We start from the raw sequence: 20,216 nt of genomic DNA, 5'->3' as shown, positions 1-20,216 counted from the left end.
TCATTCCCCCAGCTCGATTGTGAGTTTGGTGACGGCGAACGCCTCGGCGTAGCGCGCGTGGCTTTCGATGCCGCGGATCCGGGCCAGACCGAGGAAGGCCTCCCGGTCGTACCAGGGCCGGTGCCGCTGCGAGGGGTAGTGCTCCTGCAGCAGCCGCACCTTCCGCTCGGCCATCTCCGGCGACAGCGGCTGGTACGCCACCGGACGGCCGAGATCGCCGTCCCACTTGACGATCTCGTAGCCGAGCACGAGGTGGTCGCGGAACGCGGTGGACACCAGCTGCGCCAGGCCGCGGTGGTCCTGGTGCGCGTCGTCGGTGCGCGGGGCGAGGACGAGATCGGGTTCGGTCGCCGCGCGCAGCTCCTCGACGGCGTCCTTGGCCTCCTCCCAGTGCGCGGGCACCCGGCCGTCCGGCAGCTTGAGCACGGTCAGCCGCAGGTCGGCGCCCGGGCAGAAGGCGGCGAGCGCGGCCCGCTCCTCCTGCTCCCGTTCGCCGCCACCGCCGGAGAGCACCAGGGCGTCGACGCGGATGCCCGGCCGCGCGAGGCACATGGCCAGCAGGGTGCCGCCGGCGCCGATGGCGATGTCGTCGCAGTGCGCGCCCACCGCGACCAGGCTGTTCAGACGTCCTGCCCCGAGCCGGATCACGCGGTCCTCACTCCGGCGTTCGCACTCGCGCCGCCCTGTTCCCATACGGCCCACGGGCGGTCGCCCCGGGCGTAGGCCTCGTCGAGCGCGGCCCGCTCCTTCACGGTGTCGGTCGGCTTCCAGAAACCGCGGTGCCGGTGCGCCATCAGGCGGCCCTGCTTGGCCAGTTGGGAGCAGCCGTCGGCGACCAGGTCCCCGTTCTCCGGTATGTGGTCGAAGACCTCCTGGCGGAGTACGAAGTAGCCGCCGTTCTCCCACAGCGGCAGTTCGCTCACCGCGGTGATGCCGCCCACCAGGCCGTCCTCGCCCAGCTCCACGCAGTGGAACGACGACTGCGGCGGCACCACCATCATCGACGCGCCGGCGTCGCGCAGGGCGAACCGGTCGATCATCTCCGGCAGCGGCGCGTCGGTGAGCACGTCGGCGTAGTTGGCGAGGAACATCTCGTCGCCGTCCAGGTGGTGCCGCACCCGGCGCAGCCGTTCCCCGATCGGTGACTCGATGCCGGTCTGCGCGAACGTGATCGTCCAGTCGGCTATGTCGGTGGACAGCAGCTCGGTCCGCCCGCCCCGCAGCACGAAGTCGTTGGACGTCGTCTCCTCGTAGTTGAGGAAGAAGTCCTTGATGTGGTGCGCCCCGTACCCGAGGCACAGGATGAACTCCGTGTGCCCGAAGTACGCGTAGTAGCGCATGACGTGCCAGATCAGCGGGCGCGGGCCGACCATCGCCATCGGCTTGGGCACGTCGTCGGAGGTTCCGTTGCGCATGCGCAGCCCGTAGCCGCCGCAGAACAGTACGACCTTCATGCCTTGACCTCGACAATGCTCAGTTCCGGGATGGGAAAGACCAGCCGGCCGCCCCAGTCGTGCACGAAGGACAACTGCTCGACCAGCTCGGCCCGCAGGTTCCACGGCAGGACCAGGACGTAGTCCGGCCGGTCCGCGGCGATCTGCTCGGGCGGCAGGATCGGGATGCGGGTGCCCGGGGTGAACCGGCCGTGCTTGTACGGGTTGCGGTCGACCGTGTACGCGAGCAGGTCGGGCCGGATGCCGCAGTGGTTGAGCAGGGTGTTTCCCTTGCCCGGGGCGCCGTAGCCGACGACCGTCTCACCGCGCTCGGCCGCCTCGACGAGAAACCGCAGCAGGTCCCGGCGCACCTTGGCCACCCGGGCGGAGAACTCGGCGTACCCGGACAGTTCCTGCAGCCCGGCGGCCTTCTCCCGGTCCAGCACGTCGGCCACCTGGCGGGTCGGCTCGCCGGCCGCCTCGGCAGGGCGGGCCCACAGCCGGATGGAGCCGCCGTGCGTGGGCAGCAACTCGACGTCCACCAGCGTGAGTCCGCCGCTCGCCAGGGCCCGGATCGCGGACGCGACCGTGTAGTACTGGAAGTGCTCGTGGTAGATCGTGTCGTACTGGTTCTCCTCGATCAGGGTCAGCAGGTGCTGCACCTCGATGGAGACCCAGCCGTCGTCGGCGACCAGGGCGCGCAGCCCCTGGGTGAAGCCGACCACATCGGGGATGTGCGCGTACACGTTGTTGGCCACGACCAGGTCCGCCGGGCCGTGCTCGGCGCGCACGCCCGCGCCGGTGGCTGGGTCGAGGAACTCCGTGAGCGTGGGCACACCCGCGTCCCGCGCCGCGGCGCCGACGTTCACCGACGGCTCGACGCCGAGGCAGCGGATTCCGCGGTCCACCACGTGCCTGAGCAGATACCCGTCGTTGCTAGCGACCTCGACCACGAAGGCGTCGGGGCCCAGACCCACCCGCTCCACGGCGTCGGCGACGAACGTGCGCGCGTGCTCCACCCAGGACGTGGAGTACGAGGAGAAGTACGCGTACTCCTTGAACGTCTCCTCCGGCGTGATCAGCGGAGGGATCTGCGTGAGCCAGCAGTCGGTGCAGACCCGCAGGTGCAGCGGGTACGTCTGCTCCGGCTTGTCCAGTTGGTCCGCGGCGAGAAAGCTCTCGCACGGCGGAGTCGCCCCCAGATCGACGACGCTGGTCAGCGCCGCCGAGCCGCAGAGTCGGCATCGTGTCATCTGCTTCCCCCATCCCGCTCGCGTGGGTGCCCCCGCCGCGAGCCGGTGCTTTTGTCCCCTGTCGGCGACGGGCCGTCCCCGCCGCCCGACCGACCCGCTATCGCGGTGCGGTACTCCTCCACCAGCCGCTCAAGACCGACGGCCGGGCTGAAGTCCTGCTCGTAACGGCGCCTGGCCGCCCGGCCCATCTCCCGGCCCACGGTCGGCTCGGCCGTGATCCGGCGCAGACAGGACGCGAGCGAGCCGGACTCGCCCGGCCGGTGCAGCAGCCCGGTCACCCCGTCCTCGACGAGTTCGACGAAGGCGCCGTGCCCTGCCGCGACCGTCGGCACCCCCGCCGCCATCGCCTCCACCACCACCAGGCCGAACGCCTCCAGCCAGGTCGAGGGAGCCACCACGGCGACCGACCGCGCGATGGCCTCCCGGCACTGAGCCGTGTCGTACAGGCCGACGTACCGCACGTCGTCCCGGCCCGCCGCCCAGGCGGTCACCTCCCGCTCCAGCGGCCCGGTGCCGGCGATCACCAGCGGCACGCCCACACCGCCGGCGGCGGCGAGCTCGTCCCACGCGGCCATCAGCAGCCGTACGCCCTTGGCCTCCGCGAGCCGGCCGAGGTAGAGCAGATGCTCGCCGTCGCCCGCTCGGACGACGCCGGGCTCCGGCACGAAGTTGTGCTTCACCGCGAGGCGTTCGGCCGGCATACCGGCCCGCACCAGGACGTCGCGCTGCGCCGCGGAGATGCACAGGAACCGCTCCACGCCGGACCACCACCGCCGCCGGTTGACCGACAGGCTGACCGCGAGCGGCACCGTCGCGAGACGGGAGTTCCGGTAGCAGCCGTGCCGCACGGCGGGCAGCGGCGCGGACCCGACGCACTCGGTGCACGGCCGGCCGTCCCGTTGCAGTGTGCCGGGCGGGCAGACCTGGGTGTAGTTGTGCAGTGTGGCGACGGCGGGCACGCCGGCGTCGGCGCAGGCGGCAAGGACCGCGGGCGACAGGAGCGGGAAGACGTTGTGGACGTGCACCACGTCCGGCCGCTCGGCGCGGAGCCGGTCGGCGAGCTCCGTGCGGACCCCCGGGTTCCACGGCACGAGCAGCGGTATCGCGGCCTTGGCGAGGAGGGACCGGGCGGCGATGTCGTCGCTGCGCCGTTCGAACACCTCGACCCGGTGGCCGGCCTCGCGCAACAGCGCCACTTCCTGGTCGACGACCTTGTTCTCGCCGCTCGGCTGTGCCGAGGCGTAGCGGTTGTGCACCACGAGGACGTGCATGCTCAGGTCATCTCCGCTCTTCGGGCCCATCGAGGGACGTGGTGGTGTCGACGGACCTCGGGCGTCGAGGGCGGAGTGAGGGGTGCGAGGGGAGGGGCCGCGACGGGTGTCGCGAGCAGTGAGGCGGCCACGGCCAGATGCAGCAGATACGGCGAGGCGTCGCCGAGACCGGCCTCGGTGTACGACGCGATCGCGCAGTAGCTGATCAGGAAGAGCGCGCAGGCCCTCGACAGCGACGGTGGCCGCAGCAGCGCGACGCCGCCCAGCACGACGACGATCGCCGCCACCAGGACGATGCCGGTCAGACCCTGCTCGTGGTAGACGGCCAGCCAGCTGTTGTCGATCGGCAGCCCGCCGAACGACTTGTCGCCCAGGCCCGTGCCGAACAGGCGCTCCGAGGTCGTCCGGGGTGCCGCCAGCAGGGCGTCCCAGACCTTGGCCCGGCCGGTGAGGCTGGTGATGTTCTCCTGGCTCTGGCCGCGCAGGAACCACGTCTGCAGCGCGGAGGCGAAGCCCAGCGCGGCCACGGCGGCGCACGCCACCGCCCAGACGAAGAACCGGCGGGCGGCGGCGCTGGTCAGGACGAGCGAGCCGATCGCCAGCGCGAGACCGACGAACAGGCCGAGCGTGGCCGTGCGGGTATGGGTCAGCAGGAGCAGGACGAACGACGGCACGACGACCACCGCCGCGCTGCGCCGGTCGGTCCGGCCGCCGATCAGGAGCAGCACGGTGAGCCCGATGACCACCGCGGCGTACTGTCCGATCTGCGGCGGGGTGAGCGGCCACAACGCGCCGACCAGGCGCCCGCCGTAGACGTCGGGCATGGCGGCGCCCGGTGAGACGACGGCGCCCGCGGCCACCGACGCGAGGACCAGGAAGTACATGCGGATGTGGTGCCGGACGAACGTCGTGCCGCCGTCCCACCAGCGGCTGAGCAGCCACAGTGTGCCGACGAAGAGAGCCAGCCGGGCGCAGCGGAACAGCGCGCCGAACCCGGACTCCAGTTGCAGGCTGGAGATCACGCTCGGCACCAGCAGCAGGGTGAGCAGGAACACGAAGGCACTGGCCCGGATCCGCAGCCGGAGATTGACCGCGAGCGCCAGTGCGAACGCGGCGACCAGCGCGCCCATGGTGACCATCTGGATGAGGGAGCGGGGCAGCGGGATGATGGTCTCCGCCCCGGTGGAGCCGAGCGTGTTGAGGACCAGTAGCCCCCAGACCATCCCGACGATCCTCGATGCGCGGCGGTCCGCGCCTATGTCAGGCACTCTCAGTCACCGTCCTGTGCGCGGAAGGTGCTGTCCGCGTCCTGCCGGTACGGCGTGCCCTGCCACTGCCCGGAGTCGAGAACCCGGCTCGGGTCGTGGGCGACGAACTTCCACGGTCCGACGTAGACGTTGTCGTGCCAGCGGTTGTGCTGCTTGCCGGTGATCGCGTCACCCACCCGCTCGCCCTGGTACGGCGACCAGTCCGGATACGTGCCGTAGTTGGCAAGCACCGCCATCCGGTCGCACTTCACCGTGCAGTCGACGACGGACGTGTCCAGGACGAAACGGTTGTCGTGGATGTCCACCCGCTGGGTCTTCCACCGGCAGTCCGCGTAGAGCGGCGCGGTGGCGATCCCCGGCTGTGCGCAGCTGTCGGTGTCCTTCACCAGCAACGTGCAGTCACCGGACGAGGTGTTGGCCGGGCTGTTGCAGAACCGGTCGGCGTTCTCCCACAGGGTGATCCCGGACCAGTTGTTCTCCAGCACGTTCTGGTAGATCTCGATCTTGTCCGTGCGGGCCGGTACCCGTGGTTCGCCGCCGGACTCGGACACGTAGAGGGTCGCGAACGGGAAGGTGTCGCCGCGGTCGGCGTACTTGCGGCCCTCGACCCAGTTGTTCTTCCGGATCGTGTTCTTCCGGATGACCGCGTTGTAGCTGGTCTCGTAGATCAGCGCGGCACCGTCGTTGGCTTCGAGCACGTTGCCCTCGATGCGGAAGTCGTTGTTGTTGGTGTCGGCCCACAACCCGGTTCCGCGGTTGTCGTGCACCCAGTTGCCGCGTATGTCGGCGCCGTCGACGGCCCAGAACTTGATGCCACCGGTGCAGCCGCAGCCGTCCCGCCGCCGCTCCCAGTCGTCGGTGTTGTTGCCCACGATCTCGTTGCCCTTGATCACCAGGTCGCGGATGGCGTCGCCGGCCTTGTACGCGTTCATGCCGTACTGGCCGTTGTCGCGCAGGCAGCTGGCGCGGACCTGCTGGCGGGCACCGGCCATCAGCCCGGCGCCGGAGTTGCGCTGGATCGTCGCGTGCTCGATCACCCACCCGTCGGCCGAGTCGTGGTTGACCACGCCCTCGTCGTGCGGCGCGACGAAACCCTGCACCGTGAGATAGCGGATGGTGACGTCGTCGGCGGCGCCGCCGAACGCGTACTGGTTGGTCTTGCGGCCGTCGAGCACCGCGCCCGGCGCGCCGAGGTAGCGGTTCCCCTTCTTGGGGATGACCTGGGAGTACCGGTCGGGGTCGAGCCGGTGCTTGCCCGGCCGGAGCCAGAACGTGGTCTTCGGAGGGCTGCTCTTGGTCTTCGCGGCCAGGTCACCGACCTTCCCGGGGTCGACCGTGACCGCGCCCGCCGGCGCCTTCGCGGGCCCGGCCGCCGGCTTGGCGCACACCCGGGCCACGGACGTGGCCGGCGCGGCGGCGGACGTGGACGGTGCGGCGTCCGGCTTCGGCCGCGCGTCCGGCGCGCTGTCGCAGGCGGTCGCCGCCAGCAGGACCAGCGCCAGCGGTACCACGGGCAACGCCCCGCGCCGCCACTTGAATCCCATGCGTCCCCCTCCTTTCCTGGCTTCTCTGGCTTCTCTGGCGTCTCTAGCCGTGGAACCCGAGCACGGTGGTGAACCCTTCAGCGGCGTCGGTGAAACCGGTGCCGACCAGCGTGGTGGCGGGTTCCTTGCGGCCGAAACCGGCGGAGTACCAGCCCAGCGGCGGGTCGCTCTCGCCGCGGTGCGCCTGCCAGCGCAGCTGCCCGGGCAGGTCGAGCACCGCGGAGCGGTCCTCGCCGTCCCGGGTCCAGGTGAGCGCGGCCCGGTTCGCCACCAGGTCCGCGGTGATCGCCGGGCCGAGATGGAACGCCAGGCGCACCGCCCGGCGCGGGCCGCGCACCTCGTCGACCACCCGCAACTCCTGCGTCGTAGCTGTCGTAGTTGTCGTAGCCGTCGCAGCCGTCAGTTCCACCCGGCGGCGGTGCACGGAGCCCTGGTAGCCGTCGTGCTCGGCGCACCAGTTGGCCGTCCCGCCGGCGGCGGCGCCGGACGGGTCCGCGGTCAGGACGCGGCTGCGGGCATGCCGGGTCCACAGGAACGGGCCGCCGGAGACGGACTGGTCCTCGCCGTCCAGTTGCAGGGTGTTGTGGCCGAGGGTCGACCGGAAGTACCGCCGCCACTCGGGCTGTCCGTGGTAGCAGAACGTCCCCGGGTCGGCGAGCACGTCGACCCCGTCGTGCCGGACCTCCACGGACAGCGCGTCCGCGTGGGCGTGCGCGGCGATGGACAGGAACCCGTGCGGCCCGCCGTCGCAGCGGCACCAGATCCCCGCAGGGCCCCGCAGGATGGTCATGCCCGCGTCGGCGAAGTGGTCCGGCCTGCTCGCCGGGCGGGACACGGCCGGTACGGCTCTGTCGGGCGGGTACGGCCGGACGAGCGCGGCGAGCAGCGGGGTGCGTACGTCGGTGCCGGTCACCGTCGGCCACCAGGGGAGCCGGCCGAACACGGCGTCCCCGGTGGCGAGGAGCGAGCCCCACCGGTCGGTGCCCGCGCCGTCCACGATCAGACCGTGCCCGTCGTCCGCGTCTCCCTGGCGCGGTGGCCGCAGCCTGTTGTCCACGACGGCCGCCAGCGCGTCCGTCATCCGCAGCAGCACCAGCCGGACCGTCGCCGGCACCGGTACGCCGGCGGCGTCCGCCTCGGCCAGCGCGGCCAGGCCGAGCTCCAGCACCAGGCCGTGGTACTCGGTGGCCAGTTCGCGGTTGAGGCCGGAGCCGAAGGTGTTGCCGCGCAGCTGCCGGTCGAGCGACCGCAGCGCGTCGGCGCGCCAACGCGCCGAGGAGGGGAACCAGTCGAACGCGCAGCCCGCGGCCAACTGTCCGGCGGTCTCGGCGATGACGTGGTTGTTCGCCGAGGAGCCCCGGCTGGGGAAGGCGGCCAGCCAGCGCTGGTGGTGCCAGATCTGCTGGTGCGCCACCGGGTTGTCCTCGAAGAGACCGGCCGCGCCCGGCCAGCCGTCGAGCAGCCGGCGGATCCACACCCAGGACAGCAGCCGGATGCCCAGCTCGATGCCGCTGGTCCAGTGCACCGAGCGCAGCGGCGGGTTGGCCGTCCACCACGACCGCAGGTGCTCGGCCACGCGTTCGGCGTACCGCTCGTCCCCGGTGACCGCGTAGGCGGCGGCGAGCACGGTGAGGTACTGGTGCCGGGACAGCTCCCAGATCTGCTTGATGTCCCCGACCGCGTCCTCGTCGCGGTACGGCACGTCGAAGGCGTAACCCGCCGGGGCCCGGCGCCCGGTCTTCGGGTCGTACGACCAGTCCGGGTCGGCCAGGTCGTCGCGGTCCACGCCGAAGTACTCGGCGTGCCCGGCCAGCAGCCGGTCCGCCTCGGCGACGAGCCGTTTCGCGGCGTCCGGCGGCACCGCGTCGAGGGTCCCGGCGGGCAGCACCGCGGTGAACCGGGCGCCGGTCACGCGCGGCCCTTCGGGGAGCGCCGACCGCCACCGCCGCCTGCGCAGCGCGTCGCCGGCCCGGCCGCCGACCTCCCGCGGGCCCATCCGGGACAGCCGCCGCAGGTACCAGCCAGGACTCCCCGAGCGCACCGTCATCGCGCCTCCGCCCCTGCCCTTGTCGCCGCCAACGTCACCGGTACGCCGCCGACCAGGCTGGTCCGCACGGCGAGGGTGGCCGCCGTGGTGGCGGCCAGCGACTCCAGCGGTACGGGCATCGGCCCGCCGGTCCGTACGGCGTCGAGGAACGCGTCCAGCTGGGCCCGCTGGCCCTTGTCCCGGGCCTTGGGCAGCCGGGAGCTGATCCACCGCTTGCGGCCGCCGGCCCCGCCGTCCGCGTACACCGAGGCACGGACGAAGTCGTCGAGCCGCAGCGCCCGGCCGTCCGCGACCAGGTCCAGGGTCTCCTTGGGGAAGCCGGCCGGGCCGGTGGTGACGTAGCTGATGGAGGCGGTCGACCCGCCCGGGTAACCCAGCACGACCTGGAGGTCCTCGTTGCCGGGCGTGGTGAGCGCGTACACCGAGACCGGGTCGGCGTCGAGCAGCCAGCTCGCCGTGTCGATGAAGTGCCCGCCCTCGCCGGCGAACCGCGAGCCCTGGGAGTCCTGTTGGAGATACCAGCTGCCGTGGTCCAGGCGGCCCGCGTTGACCAGGTAGCGGACGCTCGCGGGACCGGACCGGGCGCCGAACCGCTTGCCGGCTTCCCGCAGCAGTGGCGCGAACCGGCGGTTGAAGCCGACCTGCAGCCGGTCGTTGCCGGACTCCTCCACCGTGGCGAGCACACCGGCCAGCTCGTCCTCGGTGAGGGCCAGGGGCTTCTCCACGAACACCGCCTTGCCGGCGAGCAGCGCCCTTCGGGTCAGTTCGGCGTGCGAGCTGTGGCGGGTGACCACGAACACCGCGTCGATGGACGGGTCGTCGAGCACGGCGTCGAGATCGGTGGTCGCCTTCGCGAAGCCGAACTTCCGCTGCGCGTTGGCCGCGGACAGCGCCGTCGTGGTGACGACCGTGGACAACTCGACGCCGTCGCGCTGCGCCAGGTGCGGCAGCAGCATCGACGTCGCGTAGTTGCCCGCGCCGGCGAACGCCAGCCGCACCGACGCCGACGCCTTGGCGGACCGGGCCGGGGTGGATCGGGCCGGGGTGGGCCGGGCAGAGGTGGACCCTGTGCCGCCGGGTCGCACGGCGGGCACGGCCGCCGGGGCTTCCGCTTCCGCCGGGGCCTGCGCTGTCTCCGTTTCCCCCGTTTCTTCTTTCTGCTCGGGGTACTTGAACAGCACCGCCACGGCCTTCAAGGCGCCGTCCTTCAGGCGCTGGTACGTCTCCACGGCGTCCCCGAAGTCGGCCGTGTGGGAGACCAGGGGCTCCACGTCGACGCGCCCGCGGGCGAGGAGGTCGAGGAAGCACGCCAGGTTGCGGCGCTCGGTCCAGCGCACGTAGCCGATCGGGTAGTCCCGCCCTTCCAGCTCGTACGCCGGGTCGTAGCGCCCGGGGCCGTAACTGCGGGAGAAGCGGACGTCGAGCTCCTTCTCGTAGTACGCGTTCCACGGCAGGTCCAGGCGGCACTTGCCGATGTCGACGACCCGGCCGCGGTCTCGGCTCAGCCGGGCGGCCAGCTCGACGGGCTGGTTGCTGTCGCCGCCGGCGGCCAGGTACACCTGGTCCACGCCGTGTCCTTCGGTGAGTTCGGCGACGGCGTTCTCCACGGCCGCCGACGCGGGATCGCCGCAGGTCGCGGCGCCCAGGCGCTCGGCGAGTTCGCAGCGCGCCGGGTCGGGGTCGACCCCGACGACGCGGACCCCCGAGGCGGTGAGGAGCTGCACGACGAGCTGCCCGATCAGCCCGAGGCCGATGACCAGCGCCACCTCGCCGAGCTGCGGCTCGCCGCGCCGGACGCCCTGCATCGCGATCGACCCGACGGTGCCGAAGGCCGCGTGCCGCGGCGCGAGGCCGTCCGGCACCCGGGCGTAGAGGTTCTTGGGCACCCAGTTCAGCTCGGCGTGCAACGCGTGCTCATTGCCGGCGCAGGCCACCAGGTCGCCGACCTTGACGTCGTCGATCCCGTCGCCGACCTGCTCGACCACCCCGCACAGCGAGTAGCCCAGCGGCGTGTACGAGTCGAGCTTGCCCATCACCTTGCGGTAGGTGGCGGGCACCCCGTTGGTGGCCACGCTCTGCATGACCTTGGCCACCTGGTCAGGGCGGGAGCGTGCCTTGCCGAGCATCGACATCCCGGCCTCGGACACCTTCATCAGCTCGGTGCCGGTGGAGATCAGCGAGTAGGCGCTGCGGACCAGCACACCGCCCGGCTTGGAACGCGGCACCGGCACGTCGAGCAGCGCCAGCTCGCCGCTCTTGTAGTTCTGCACAACCTGTTTCACCCGAACTCCTCATGTTCCAACGCTGTCAGGGGTGGGTCCGGCCGGACCCAGAGGTCGCGCCGCGATACCAGTACTCAAGGGTCAGCACGTGCCACAGATGCTTGGAGAAGTCCCGCTGCCCGGCGGCGTCCTCGGCGACCATCCGCGCCAGCGCGTCGCGGCGCAGGAACCCGGAGTTGACGAGCACCCCGTCGTTCACCACCTCGCGCACCAGCGGTGCCAGGTCCCGGCTCATCCAGGCCCGCAGCGGGGCGCTGAACAGACCCTTGGGCCGGTACACGATCTCCCGGGGCAGTACCGACTCGGCCGCCTTCTTGAGGACCGCCTTGCCCTGCCGTCCGACGATCTTGCGGTCGCCGGGCACGGCGAACGCCGCCTTCACCACCTCGACGTCCACGTACGGCACCCGCACCTCGGTCGACGCGGCCATGCTGGCGCGGTCCGTGTAGGCGAGGTTCAGGCCCGGCAGGAACATCCGGGCGTCGCCCAGGCACATGCGGTTGACGAAGTCGTCGAGCTCGTTGTCCTCGTAGACGTCCGCGTGCTCGGTCAGCACGTCGTCGACCGTGCCGGCCAGGTCCGGATCGATCAGGGCGAGCAGCTCGTCCTGGTCGTACATGGTGTAGCTGCGCCGGAACGCGGTCTCCTCCGGCAGCTCGGCGAAGGACAGGAACCGCTTCGCGAACCGCACCGACCGGTACCCCCGGCGGGCCGTGGCGACCGGCAGCCGGTCCACGACGCCGGACACGCCGCGCCGCAGGGGCCGCGGGACGCGCTGGTAGCGCAGCGCGAGCTGGTTGGCCAGGTGCTTGCGGTAGCCGGCGAACAGCTCGTCGGCGCCCATCCCCGAGAGCATCACCTTGACCCCGGCCTCCCGGGCGGCCTGGCAGATCAGGTACGTGTTGATCGCCGCCGGGTCGCCGATCGGCTCGTCCAGGTGGTGCGTCATCCGCGGCAGCAGGTCGAGCACGTCCGGAGCGATCTCGATCTCGTGCAGGTCGACGCCGAACTCCTCGGCGACCTGCCGGGCATAGCGCAGGTCGTCCGGCATCGCCTCGAACTTGGCGTCCTCCGGGCGGAACCCGATCGTGTAGGCGGAGATCCCGGGCCGGTCGCGGGCGGCCAGCGCGGTCAGATAGCTGGAGTCGAGCCCGCCGGAGAGGAAGGTCGCCACGGGTACGTCGGAGAGCAGGTGCTGCCGGGTCGACTCCTCGACGATGGCGGCCAGGTCCGGCAGTTCACCGCTGCGGGCCTGCTCCTGGCCCTCGGCGGCGACGTCCTTCAGGTTCCAGTACCGGCCGCGCTCCACCCGGCCGTCGGCCCGGCACCGCAGCCAGCTCCCCGGCGGCAGCTTCTCCGCCTCGCGGAACGCGCACCGGGAGTCCGGCACCCAGTAGTACAGCAGCGAGGCCACGAGCGCCGCGGGGTCCACCTCCAGCGATCCGCCGGTCACGGCGGCGAGCGCCTTCAGCTCCGAGGCGAACATCAGGCCCGTACCGCGCCGGAGCAGGAACAGCGGCTTGATGCCGAGCTGGTCGCGGGCGAGCACCAGGTCACCGGTGCGCTCGTCGAAGATCCCGAACGCGAACATGCCCCGCAGCCGGGGCAGGCAGTCCGTACCCCAGCGCCGCCATGCCTCCAGCACCACCTCGGTGTCGGAGGTACCGCGGAAGCGCACCCCGGCCGCCGCCAGTTCGGCACGCAGCTCGGGCGCGTTGTAGAGCTCGCCGTTGTACGTGAGGGCGAGGCCGCCCGAGACCATCGGCTGGGCGCCGGTCTCGGACAGGTCGATGATGGCCAGCCGGCGGTGCCCGAGCTGCACTTCGCCGTCACCGGCGGCGTGGCCGTACCGGCCCGCGCCGTCCGGGCCGCGGTGGGCGAGGGTATCGGTGAGCCGGTCGGTCACGGCCTTTCCGTCCGGCCACCGGTACGTGCCTGCGATGCCACACATGTCTTACCGCGCCTCCTGGTCGCTGTCCGGGCCTTGTGCCGCCCACATCGGCTGCCGCTCCGTCTGCCGCTCCCGCTCCGGCTGGCGTTCCTGCTGGCGTCGGCCCGTCGTGTTCGGCCTGGCGGGCCGCTCGGGCCGGCCGCGCAGCGCGGTGTGCAGCCCGTCCCACAGCGTGCCGTCGGTCCGGTCCCGCGGATCGGGGTCGATCAGCACCACGCCGAGCACCTCGATGCGCTGGTCCGCGAGTTGCCGCGCCACGGTGTGCAGCCACGCGGCGCTGCCGTGCCCGGCGCGCACCACGAGCACGGTCCGGGTGCCGAGGTACTGGAGGTCGGCCCAGGCCGAGCCGGGCGCCACCGAGCCGACGCCGAGCCGGCGCTCCTGCGGCGACACGTCCGCGGCCCGCTCGCCGCTGACCACGCTCGGGTCTCCCGGCTTCGGGCGGCGGCCGGCGAGCTGCGGTCCTGGCAGCCCGTCGACGATCACCACCGGTCCGTCCGCCGCCAGTTCCCTGGCGAGGTCCAGCGCGATCACGCTCGTGGCGCGCGCACAGCCCAGTTCGAGGAGCGACACCGGTTCCACGGAGTTGCGTACGGTACGGGACAGGGTCGTGGTGAGCCGGGTCCGTGCCGCCCGGGTCCGCCGGCTCCGCCACAGCCGGGCCGGCCGCAGGGACGCGCGGCGCAGCTCGGCGACGACCGAGGCGCCCAGGTTCGCCGAGATGTCCCGGCGCAGCACGGGGCGGTCCGCCACCACCGTGCCGAGTGCGGCCACCGCGAGCCCGAGGACCAGCCCGAGGACCAGCCCGATCGCGGAGTTGGTGGCGGCGGCCCTGGGCAGGGAGTGACGCACCGCGCGCGGTGCGTCCACGATCTGGGTGCCGGCGATGAGCTGGGGTGTGCCGACGCGTGCTTCCGCGGCGCGTTGGCTGAAATCGGTGATGCGCGAGGTGAGTTCGGCCCGGCGGGCGAAGAGGGACTCCATGTCCGCCGACGCCTTCGGCCCGCTCTCCGTCGATCCGTCCCCGATCGCCTTGTTGACCTGGGCGAGTTCGTCCCGCATCACGTCACGCTGGTCGAGCAGGGTCTTGGCCTCGGCGTCCGTGGCTGCCTTGATGCGCCGCACATGGTCCGCGACGAACGCGTCGGCCAGCGCCTTGGCGCGGGCCACCGCCTGCGCGTCGCTGTCCCCTGTGACCTCGATCTGCAGCAGGTTGTTGGTCAGGCCGGTGCCCCCGTAGTCCCGCATGAAGTCCTCGGGCTTTTCCCGGGACTTGAGGGACCGCAGGGCCTTGTCGGCGATCCGCGTGGTCTGCAGCAGCCCGACATCGGTACGGATCAGCGTTCCGGGGTCGTTCGGCTGGTCCTCCTGATGCGCGACCAGCACCTTGGTCGTCGCGGTCGGCGGTGGCAGCACCAGGACCGACATCGCCGCGCCGACGATCAGCCCAAGGAGCGCCGCGGCGCACCAGAAGCGGCGGCGTCTGCGCACCGCCACCACCAGGGACTGCAGGTCGAACAGCGGAGCGGAGGCCGACGCCTGAGAAGTCGTACTCGTCGTCACCGCGCACCTCCCGTCACGTTGTCGCCCACCGCGAGGGCCGGCGTGGCGGCGTCCCGGGGACGGTCGGCCGAGCGCGTCGGGCGGTCCAGGACCGGGTCGGCCAGGACGATGCCGACGACCTCGTGCTTGGCGTCCGCACAGGCCTCGGCGATACCGGCGAGCTCCCCGGCGGTCCAGCTGCCCGCGCTGAGCACGACCAGGGCGCCGGACTCGGTACCGCGGTCCGGCACCATCGGCCGGGACACCGAGATCCCCACGACCCGCAGCAGGGGATACCCCCTGTGCGAGGAGTTCAAGGAGGGGTCGCTTTCGGCCTCGGCGACGAGCTGCCCGGCGGCCCGGCGGGCGGTCTCGTCGCCGTCCGGGACGAGCACCAACAGCCGTCGCGCGGCGGGTAGTCGGTCGCGGAGGCGGGCGTACACCCGCCGGTAGCGGAGCTGTCTGCCGGCCTCGTCGCCGGACGTCCGCGGGGTCGGTGTGTCCCACCGGACGTCGGCGCCCAGCAGCCGGCGGACCCGGGCCCATGAACCCTGGTCCTTCGGCCGGTCCCGTGCACCGGGTACGTCGACGGTTCCCAGCAGCGTCGAGCCCAGCGCCGCGGCGATCTCCGGCTCGGTGCGCAGCCGGCGGTTCGTCCGTGCGGCGGTGAGATGGCCGATGACCGCGAGGAGGAAGAACAGCAGTGCCCCGCCGGCGACGAGCTGCGTGCGCGTCGGCGGTGCCTCGCCGGACGGGCGGGCCGCCGGGCCCATGACGACCATGCCGGCCTTGTTGGCGGCCGGGTCGCTCTCGTCCAGCTTGTTGACGGCCTCCTGCAACGCGGTACGCAGCTTCGCGAGCTCGGTGCGCGTCTGTACGCTCTCCACGGTCCGCCCGGGATCGGCCGCGTCGGCCAGCTCGGTGATGCGGCGGCTGGTCCGCACCACCATCTGCCGCAGCGCCTCGGGCTGCTCCGCCTCTTCGGTGTCGAGGCTGTCGCCCGCGATCCGCCCGGCGAACGTGACGAACTGCTGGGCCACCTGGTCGGAGAGCCGCTGTGCGCGCTCCGGTGTGTCGGCCGTGCCCGAGATCTTGACGATGTTCCCTTCGGCGGCCTTGGCACTCACCTGGTCCCGCAGCTCGCTGCCGCCGACCCCGGCCCAGTCGAGCTTGGCGGCCGCGCGGTCGACCACCACCGAACTGGTCGCGATCTGAGTCTGGGTCAGCAGCTCGCGCTCCTCCCACGCCCCCGGCAGCAACACCGACGCCGACGTCGTGTAGCGCGGCGGAAACAGCAAGGAGGTGCCGTAGCCGACGAGCGCACCCACCACCACGAGGATGGTGAGAAGCCGTCGGCGCCGACGGACGATCCGCCCGATGGTGACCAGGCGTATGGATTCATCGCTCAACGGTGCGGCCTTCTTCCTGCTGCTGGTCCGGGTCGTCCGCCGACGCCGGAGCGCGGTCACCGCAGGCGGCGGCGTAGGCCGCGAGCAGTGCCGCTTGAGAGTTCCGCCAGGCGAGCGGCCCGCTGATCCGCTCCTGGCCGAGCTTGCCCATCCGGGCCCGCTGCTCCGGATCGTCCAGCAACCGCGCGACGAGCGCGGCGAATTCGCCCTCGTCGTCGGCGGACGCGTAGACGGCGGCGTCACCGGCGGAGACGCGCGCCTCCCGGAGGTCGAACGAGACGATCGGCCGGCCCATGACCATGTACTCCAGGACCTTGTTCATGGTCGACACGTCGTTGAGCGGATTGCACGGGTCGGGGGAGAGGCACACGTCCGCGGTGGACAGATAGCGCACCAGGTCGGCGTCCGGAATGCGCCCGGTGAACTGCACCTGGTCGGAGAGCCCGAGCTGCCGGGACAGTTCCACCATCGCGTCGAAGGCGTCGCCCGCGCCGACGAACACCGCGTGCCAGTCGGTCCTTCCCAGCTCGTCGCGCAGCTTCGCGAGGGCCCGCAAGGCGTAGTCGACGCCGTCCTGCGGGCCCATGACGCCGAGATAGCACAGCAGATGAGGCTTGCCGCGCTTCAACTCCGGCTCCGGCGGCACAGGGTGGAACCGGGTGACGTCGGGTGCGCTGCGCACCACGAAGACGTCCTTCGGCCGCCGGCCGCCACGGCGCAGCGCGACGTCCCGGTAGCTCTCGTTCGTGGCGAGTACGACGTCCGCGGCCCGGTAGGTCCGTCGTTCCAGCGCGCACACGGCGCGGTAGAGCAGGTCCTCGCCGCGGCCGAACCGGGAGAGGTACAGCTCGGGCACCAGGTCGTGCTGGTCGAAGACGAACCGCGCGCCGCGCCGCTTCGCCCACAGCGCCGGCAGGAACAGCAGGTCGGGCGGGTTGCAGGCGTGGACCACGTCGACCGGGCCGACCTTGCGGGCCAGCCGGAAGGTGTGCCACAGCGCAGAGCCGTACTCCCGCAGATAGCCGGCCGGGCCTCCGGTGGCCGCGCGCAACGGGTAGCGGTGGATCCGCACCCCGTCGATCACGGCCTCCGGCTCCGTGTCCCGCTTCTCCCCCCGGGGGCAGATGACGTGCACCTCCCAGCCCGCGTCGCGCAGCGTCGTGCACTCCTGCCACACCCGCCGGTCGAACGGCACCGACAGGTTCTCCACCAGAATCAGCGCGCGCCGGCCATGCCGGTCGCCGCTGCCTATGTCACCAGGCAAGGCCCATGTATCCCGGTTCGGCCCGGCGCGCGTCGGCGTCGGGGAGATGGACGAGGTCGACGATCACCGGGCTGGCGCCATGGGGCAGCGCCGAAAGCACGGCGGGGTCCTTGGTTCCGACCAGGCACACCTCGGCGTGGTCGAGCACCTCGTCGACGGAGTCGGCGAGCAGCTGCGCGAGGTGCGGCAGCCGGGTCTCGATGTACTCGCGGTTCGCGCCGAGCAGCCGGGAGAGGTTCACGTTCGGGTCGTAGATCCGCAGTTCGTAGCCCTTGCCGAAGAGTCTCTCCGCCAGCTCGACGAGCGGGCTCTCGCGGAGGTCGTCGGTGCCGGGTTTGAAGGACAGCCCGAACATCCCGACCCGGCGCTTGCCGGTGCGTTCCACCAGGTCCACGGCCCGCTGCAGATGGTCGGAGTTGGAGGGCAGCACGTGGGCGAGGATGGGCACCGAGACGTCGGCCCGCCGCGCCGCGTGGAGCAGGCTGCGCAGGTCCTTGGGCAGGCAGGAGCCACCGAAGGCGAAGCCGGGCCGCAGATAGGCGGAGCTGATGTTCAGCTTGCGGTCGGCCAGGAACACGTCCATGACCTGGTGCGAGTCGACCCCGAGCGCCTGGCACACCGCGCCCAGCTCGTTCGCGAAGCCGATCTTGAGGCCGTGGAACGCGTTGTCCGCGTACTTGATCGCCTCGGCCGTCGGGACCGGCACCCGGAACACCTCGCCGGGCAGGTCGCCGTACAGCTCCATCACCACGTCGCCGCTGGCCGGGTCGAGCTCGCCTATGACGGTCTTGGGCGGGTCGAAGAAGTCCCGCACGCTGGTGCCCTCGCGCAGGAACTCCGGGTTGACCGCGACCCCGATGTCCACTCCGGCCAGGCCGCCGACGTACTTCTCCAGGATCGGCACCAGCAGGTTCAGGCAGGTGCCCGGGAGCATGGTGCTGCGGAACACGACGGTGTGCCGCCCGCCCCGCTCCGCCAGCGCCGCGCCGATCTGCTCGGTGACCCGCTCCAAGTACGTGGTGCACAGGCTGCCGTTGGGCTCCGACGGGGTGCCCACGCAGATCAGCGACACCTCGCTGCCCATGATGGCCTCGCGGACGTCGCCGGTGGCGCGCAGCGCTCCGCTCCCCACGACCTCGGCGATGAGCTCGCCGATCCGCTCCTCGACCACCGGCGCCAGGCCGTCGTTGACCAGGTCGACCTTCACCTGGTTGACGTCCACCCCGATGACCTCGTGCCCCATGCCGGCCAGGCACGCGGCCGACACACAGCCCACGTAACCGAGCCCGAAAACGCTGACTCTCATGACGCGTTCTTCCCCCCAGGCGAGTCCTTGCGGCCCGCGGTCCGCGGACCGGCCGTACGACTTCGACGAACCCCGCGCATCAGTAGGCCCCCTGCCCGTACAGCACCGCGCGCAGCGTCTTCCACAAGATCACTGTGTCCAGGGCGAGCGACCAGTCCTCCACGTACCGCAGGTCCAGCCGGATCGCCTCCTCCCACGACAGGTCGCTGCGTCCGCTGATCTGCCACAGGCCGGTGAGGCCGGGCTTGACCAGCAGCCGCCGCCGGATGTCCGGGCCGTACGCGGCGGACTCCTCCGGCAGCGGAGGGCGCGGCCCGACGAGCGACATCGAGCCGGTGAGCACGTTGAAGAGTTGCGGCAACTCGTCGAGCGAGTACCGGCGCAGCACCGCTCCCACCCGGGTCACCCGCGGATCCCGGCGGAGCTTGAACAGCAGCCCCGCGCCCTCGTTGCGGTCGGCCAGCGCGGCACGGGCCACGTCGGCCCCGGTGACCATGGTGCGGAACTTGAGAATGGTGAACTCGCGGCCGTCCTTGCCGACCCTGCGCTGGCGGTAGAACGCCCCACCCCGGCTGCTCATCAGCACGAGCAGCGCGACGGACACCATCAGCGGCGTGAACAGCAGCAGCAGGACCGCCGCGCCCAACCGGTCGACGACCTCCTTGACCGCCCGGCGGCCCCCGCTGAAGGTCGGCATGCTGACCCGCAGCAGCGGTATCCCGAGCACCGCGTCGACGTGCAGCCGCGGGCCTGCCACCTCCATGAGCACGGGGGCCACGACCATCTCGGCGTCGCTGCCTTCCAGGTTCCAGGCCAGTCGCTGCAGCCGGTGCGGTGACCAGTGCGGGTCCGTGGTGACCGCGACGACCCGGTAGCCGTCGCGCTGGACGTGGCCCGCGACGTCCGTCAGCCGGCCGACGACCGGCACTCCGTCCAGGTGGTCACCGTCGAGCCCCAGACCGTCTGTCGTGCACACCGCCTCCACCCGCCAGCCGAGATGCGGGAACTTCCGGGTCCGGGCGATCAGGTCGCGCACCGTGGCCGGGCTCCCGGCCGCGAGCACCGGTCTGAGGCACCGCCCCTCCTTGCGCTGCTTGTGCAGCCGCAGGCGCAGCACATACCGCCCGGTCATGGTGACGAGCGCGATCGCGGGGATCGCGACGAATATCCAGAGTTTGATGTTGCGCGAGGTGAGGGCTATCCCCCCGAGTGCCAGTACGACGGTCGCCGTGAACACCGCGCGGCCGAGCCGGCGGAATTCCTCGGCGCCCTGGCCGAGCACGGCAGGAGCCCACGAGCGGCTCACCGCGAGCGCCCCCAGCACCAGCAGCTCGGTGCCGAAGGCGAGAATGCCCCACTTCTCATGCCAGTTGGCCGCGTCCCGGGCCCCGAAGAAGTTGCCTATGGACGCCACCACGATGGCGGTGGCCACCGTGTCGCTCATGATCACGGTACGGCGGTACCGCTGCTCCCAATCGCTCGTCGGTCGGCTGATCGCCCCGTTCGCCGGACGCTCGCGCGTCGTCGGAAAAGGGCTGGCCAATCCCCCTTGCCGCACAGAACCCCCCAAGGTCCCCAGTGGTTCGACGTACTCGCCTCACACTGCCCCGCCCCGGGAGGCCCCCACCTCCCGCACTGTTCCTCCC

Annotated in this window: 13 protein-coding genes and 1 pseudogene; all 14 read right to left on the bottom strand. The window is 72.0% G+C overall.

The features are described 5' to 3' along the window. Positions 1 to 648, bottom strand: a complete 648-nt coding sequence (locus tag AOK01_RS00770; RefSeq protein ID WP_055507253.1) for a PIG-L deacetylase family protein — start codon at positions 646 to 648, stop codon at positions 1 to 3. After that, on the bottom strand, positions 645 to 1,454 hold the full coding sequence (locus AOK01_RS00765; protein WP_055507251.1) for a sugar phosphate nucleotidyltransferase: 810 nt from the start codon (positions 1,452 to 1,454) through the stop codon (positions 645 to 647). Before AOK01_RS00765 ends, AOK01_RS00770 begins: the two co-directional genes overlap by 4 nt. Continuing rightward, positions 1,451 to 2,686, bottom strand: coding sequence for a class I SAM-dependent methyltransferase (locus AOK01_RS00760; RefSeq protein WP_055507249.1), 1,236 nt, complete (start codon positions 2,684 to 2,686; stop codon positions 1,451 to 1,453). The genes AOK01_RS00765 and AOK01_RS00760 overlap by 4 nt, the downstream gene beginning before the upstream one ends. Beyond that, positions 2,683 to 3,957 carry a glycosyltransferase gene (locus tag AOK01_RS00755; protein ID WP_055507247.1) on the bottom strand — a complete coding sequence of 425 codons (1,275 nt, stop codon included), beginning with the start codon at positions 3,955 to 3,957 and terminating at the stop codon, positions 2,683 to 2,685. The genes AOK01_RS00760 and AOK01_RS00755 overlap by 4 nt, the downstream gene beginning before the upstream one ends. A 2-nt stretch (positions 3,958 to 3,959) precedes the next feature. Further along, on the bottom strand, positions 3,960 to 5,180 hold the full coding sequence (locus tag AOK01_RS00750; RefSeq protein WP_055507245.1) for a hypothetical protein: 1,221 nt from the start codon (positions 5,178 to 5,180) through the stop codon (positions 3,960 to 3,962). Between the two features lie 47 nt (positions 5,181 to 5,227). Beyond that, complete coding sequence (locus AOK01_RS00745; RefSeq protein ID WP_055507243.1) at positions 5,228 to 6,769, bottom strand: right-handed parallel beta-helix repeat-containing protein; 1,542 nt, start codon at positions 6,767 to 6,769, stop codon at positions 5,228 to 5,230. Between the two features lie 43 nt (positions 6,770 to 6,812). Continuing rightward, the gene (locus AOK01_RS00740) at positions 6,813 to 8,816 is read right to left on the bottom strand and encodes a heparinase II/III family protein (RefSeq protein WP_055507241.1); all 2,004 of its coding nucleotides are present in this window, start codon (positions 8,814 to 8,816) and stop codon (positions 6,813 to 6,815) included. Continuing rightward, entirely contained in the window at positions 8,813 to 11,098 is a 2,286-nt protein-coding gene (locus tag AOK01_RS00735) for a bi-domain-containing oxidoreductase (protein ID WP_055507239.1), read from the bottom strand. The genes AOK01_RS00740 and AOK01_RS00735 overlap by 4 nt, the downstream gene beginning before the upstream one ends. Positions 11,099 to 11,123: 25 nt before the next feature. Further along, positions 11,124 to 13,049 (bottom strand): asparagine synthase (glutamine-hydrolyzing), encoded by a 1,926-nt coding sequence (asnB, locus tag AOK01_RS00730; protein WP_055507237.1) that lies wholly within the window; start codon positions 13,047 to 13,049, stop codon positions 11,124 to 11,126. Positions 13,050 to 13,052: 3 nt separating this feature from the next. Then, on the bottom strand, positions 13,053 to 14,612 hold the full coding sequence (locus AOK01_RS00725) for a Wzz/FepE/Etk N-terminal domain-containing protein (RefSeq protein WP_055507234.1): 1,560 nt from the start codon (positions 14,610 to 14,612) through the stop codon (positions 13,053 to 13,055). Further along, entirely contained in the window at positions 14,609 to 16,000 is a 1,392-nt protein-coding gene (locus tag AOK01_RS00720) for a Wzz/FepE/Etk N-terminal domain-containing protein (RefSeq protein WP_055507232.1), read from the bottom strand. Before AOK01_RS00720 ends, AOK01_RS00725 begins: the two co-directional genes overlap by 4 nt. Then, positions 15,997 to 17,264, bottom strand: a pseudogene (locus AOK01_RS00715) (glycosyltransferase family 4 protein). Before AOK01_RS00715 ends, AOK01_RS00720 begins: the two are co-directional and overlap by 4 nt. After that, on the bottom strand, positions 17,254 to 18,570 hold the full coding sequence (locus AOK01_RS00710; protein WP_055507228.1) for a nucleotide sugar dehydrogenase: 1,317 nt from the start codon (positions 18,568 to 18,570) through the stop codon (positions 17,254 to 17,256). The pseudogene AOK01_RS00715 and the gene AOK01_RS00710 overlap by 11 nt, the downstream one beginning before the upstream one ends. Positions 18,571 to 18,649: 79 nt before the next feature. Continuing rightward, positions 18,650 to 20,128, bottom strand: coding sequence for a sugar transferase (locus tag AOK01_RS00705; protein ID WP_055507226.1), 1,479 nt, complete (start codon positions 20,126 to 20,128; stop codon positions 18,650 to 18,652). Between the last annotated feature and the right edge of the window lie 88 nt (positions 20,129 to 20,216).

The sequence above is a fragment of the Streptomyces aurantiacus genome, assembly GCF_001418335.1.
Lineage (GTDB): Bacteria > Actinomycetota > Actinomycetes > Streptomycetales > Streptomycetaceae > Streptomyces > Streptomyces aurantiacus.
This window is presented reverse-complemented; position numbering and strand designations above follow the sequence as displayed.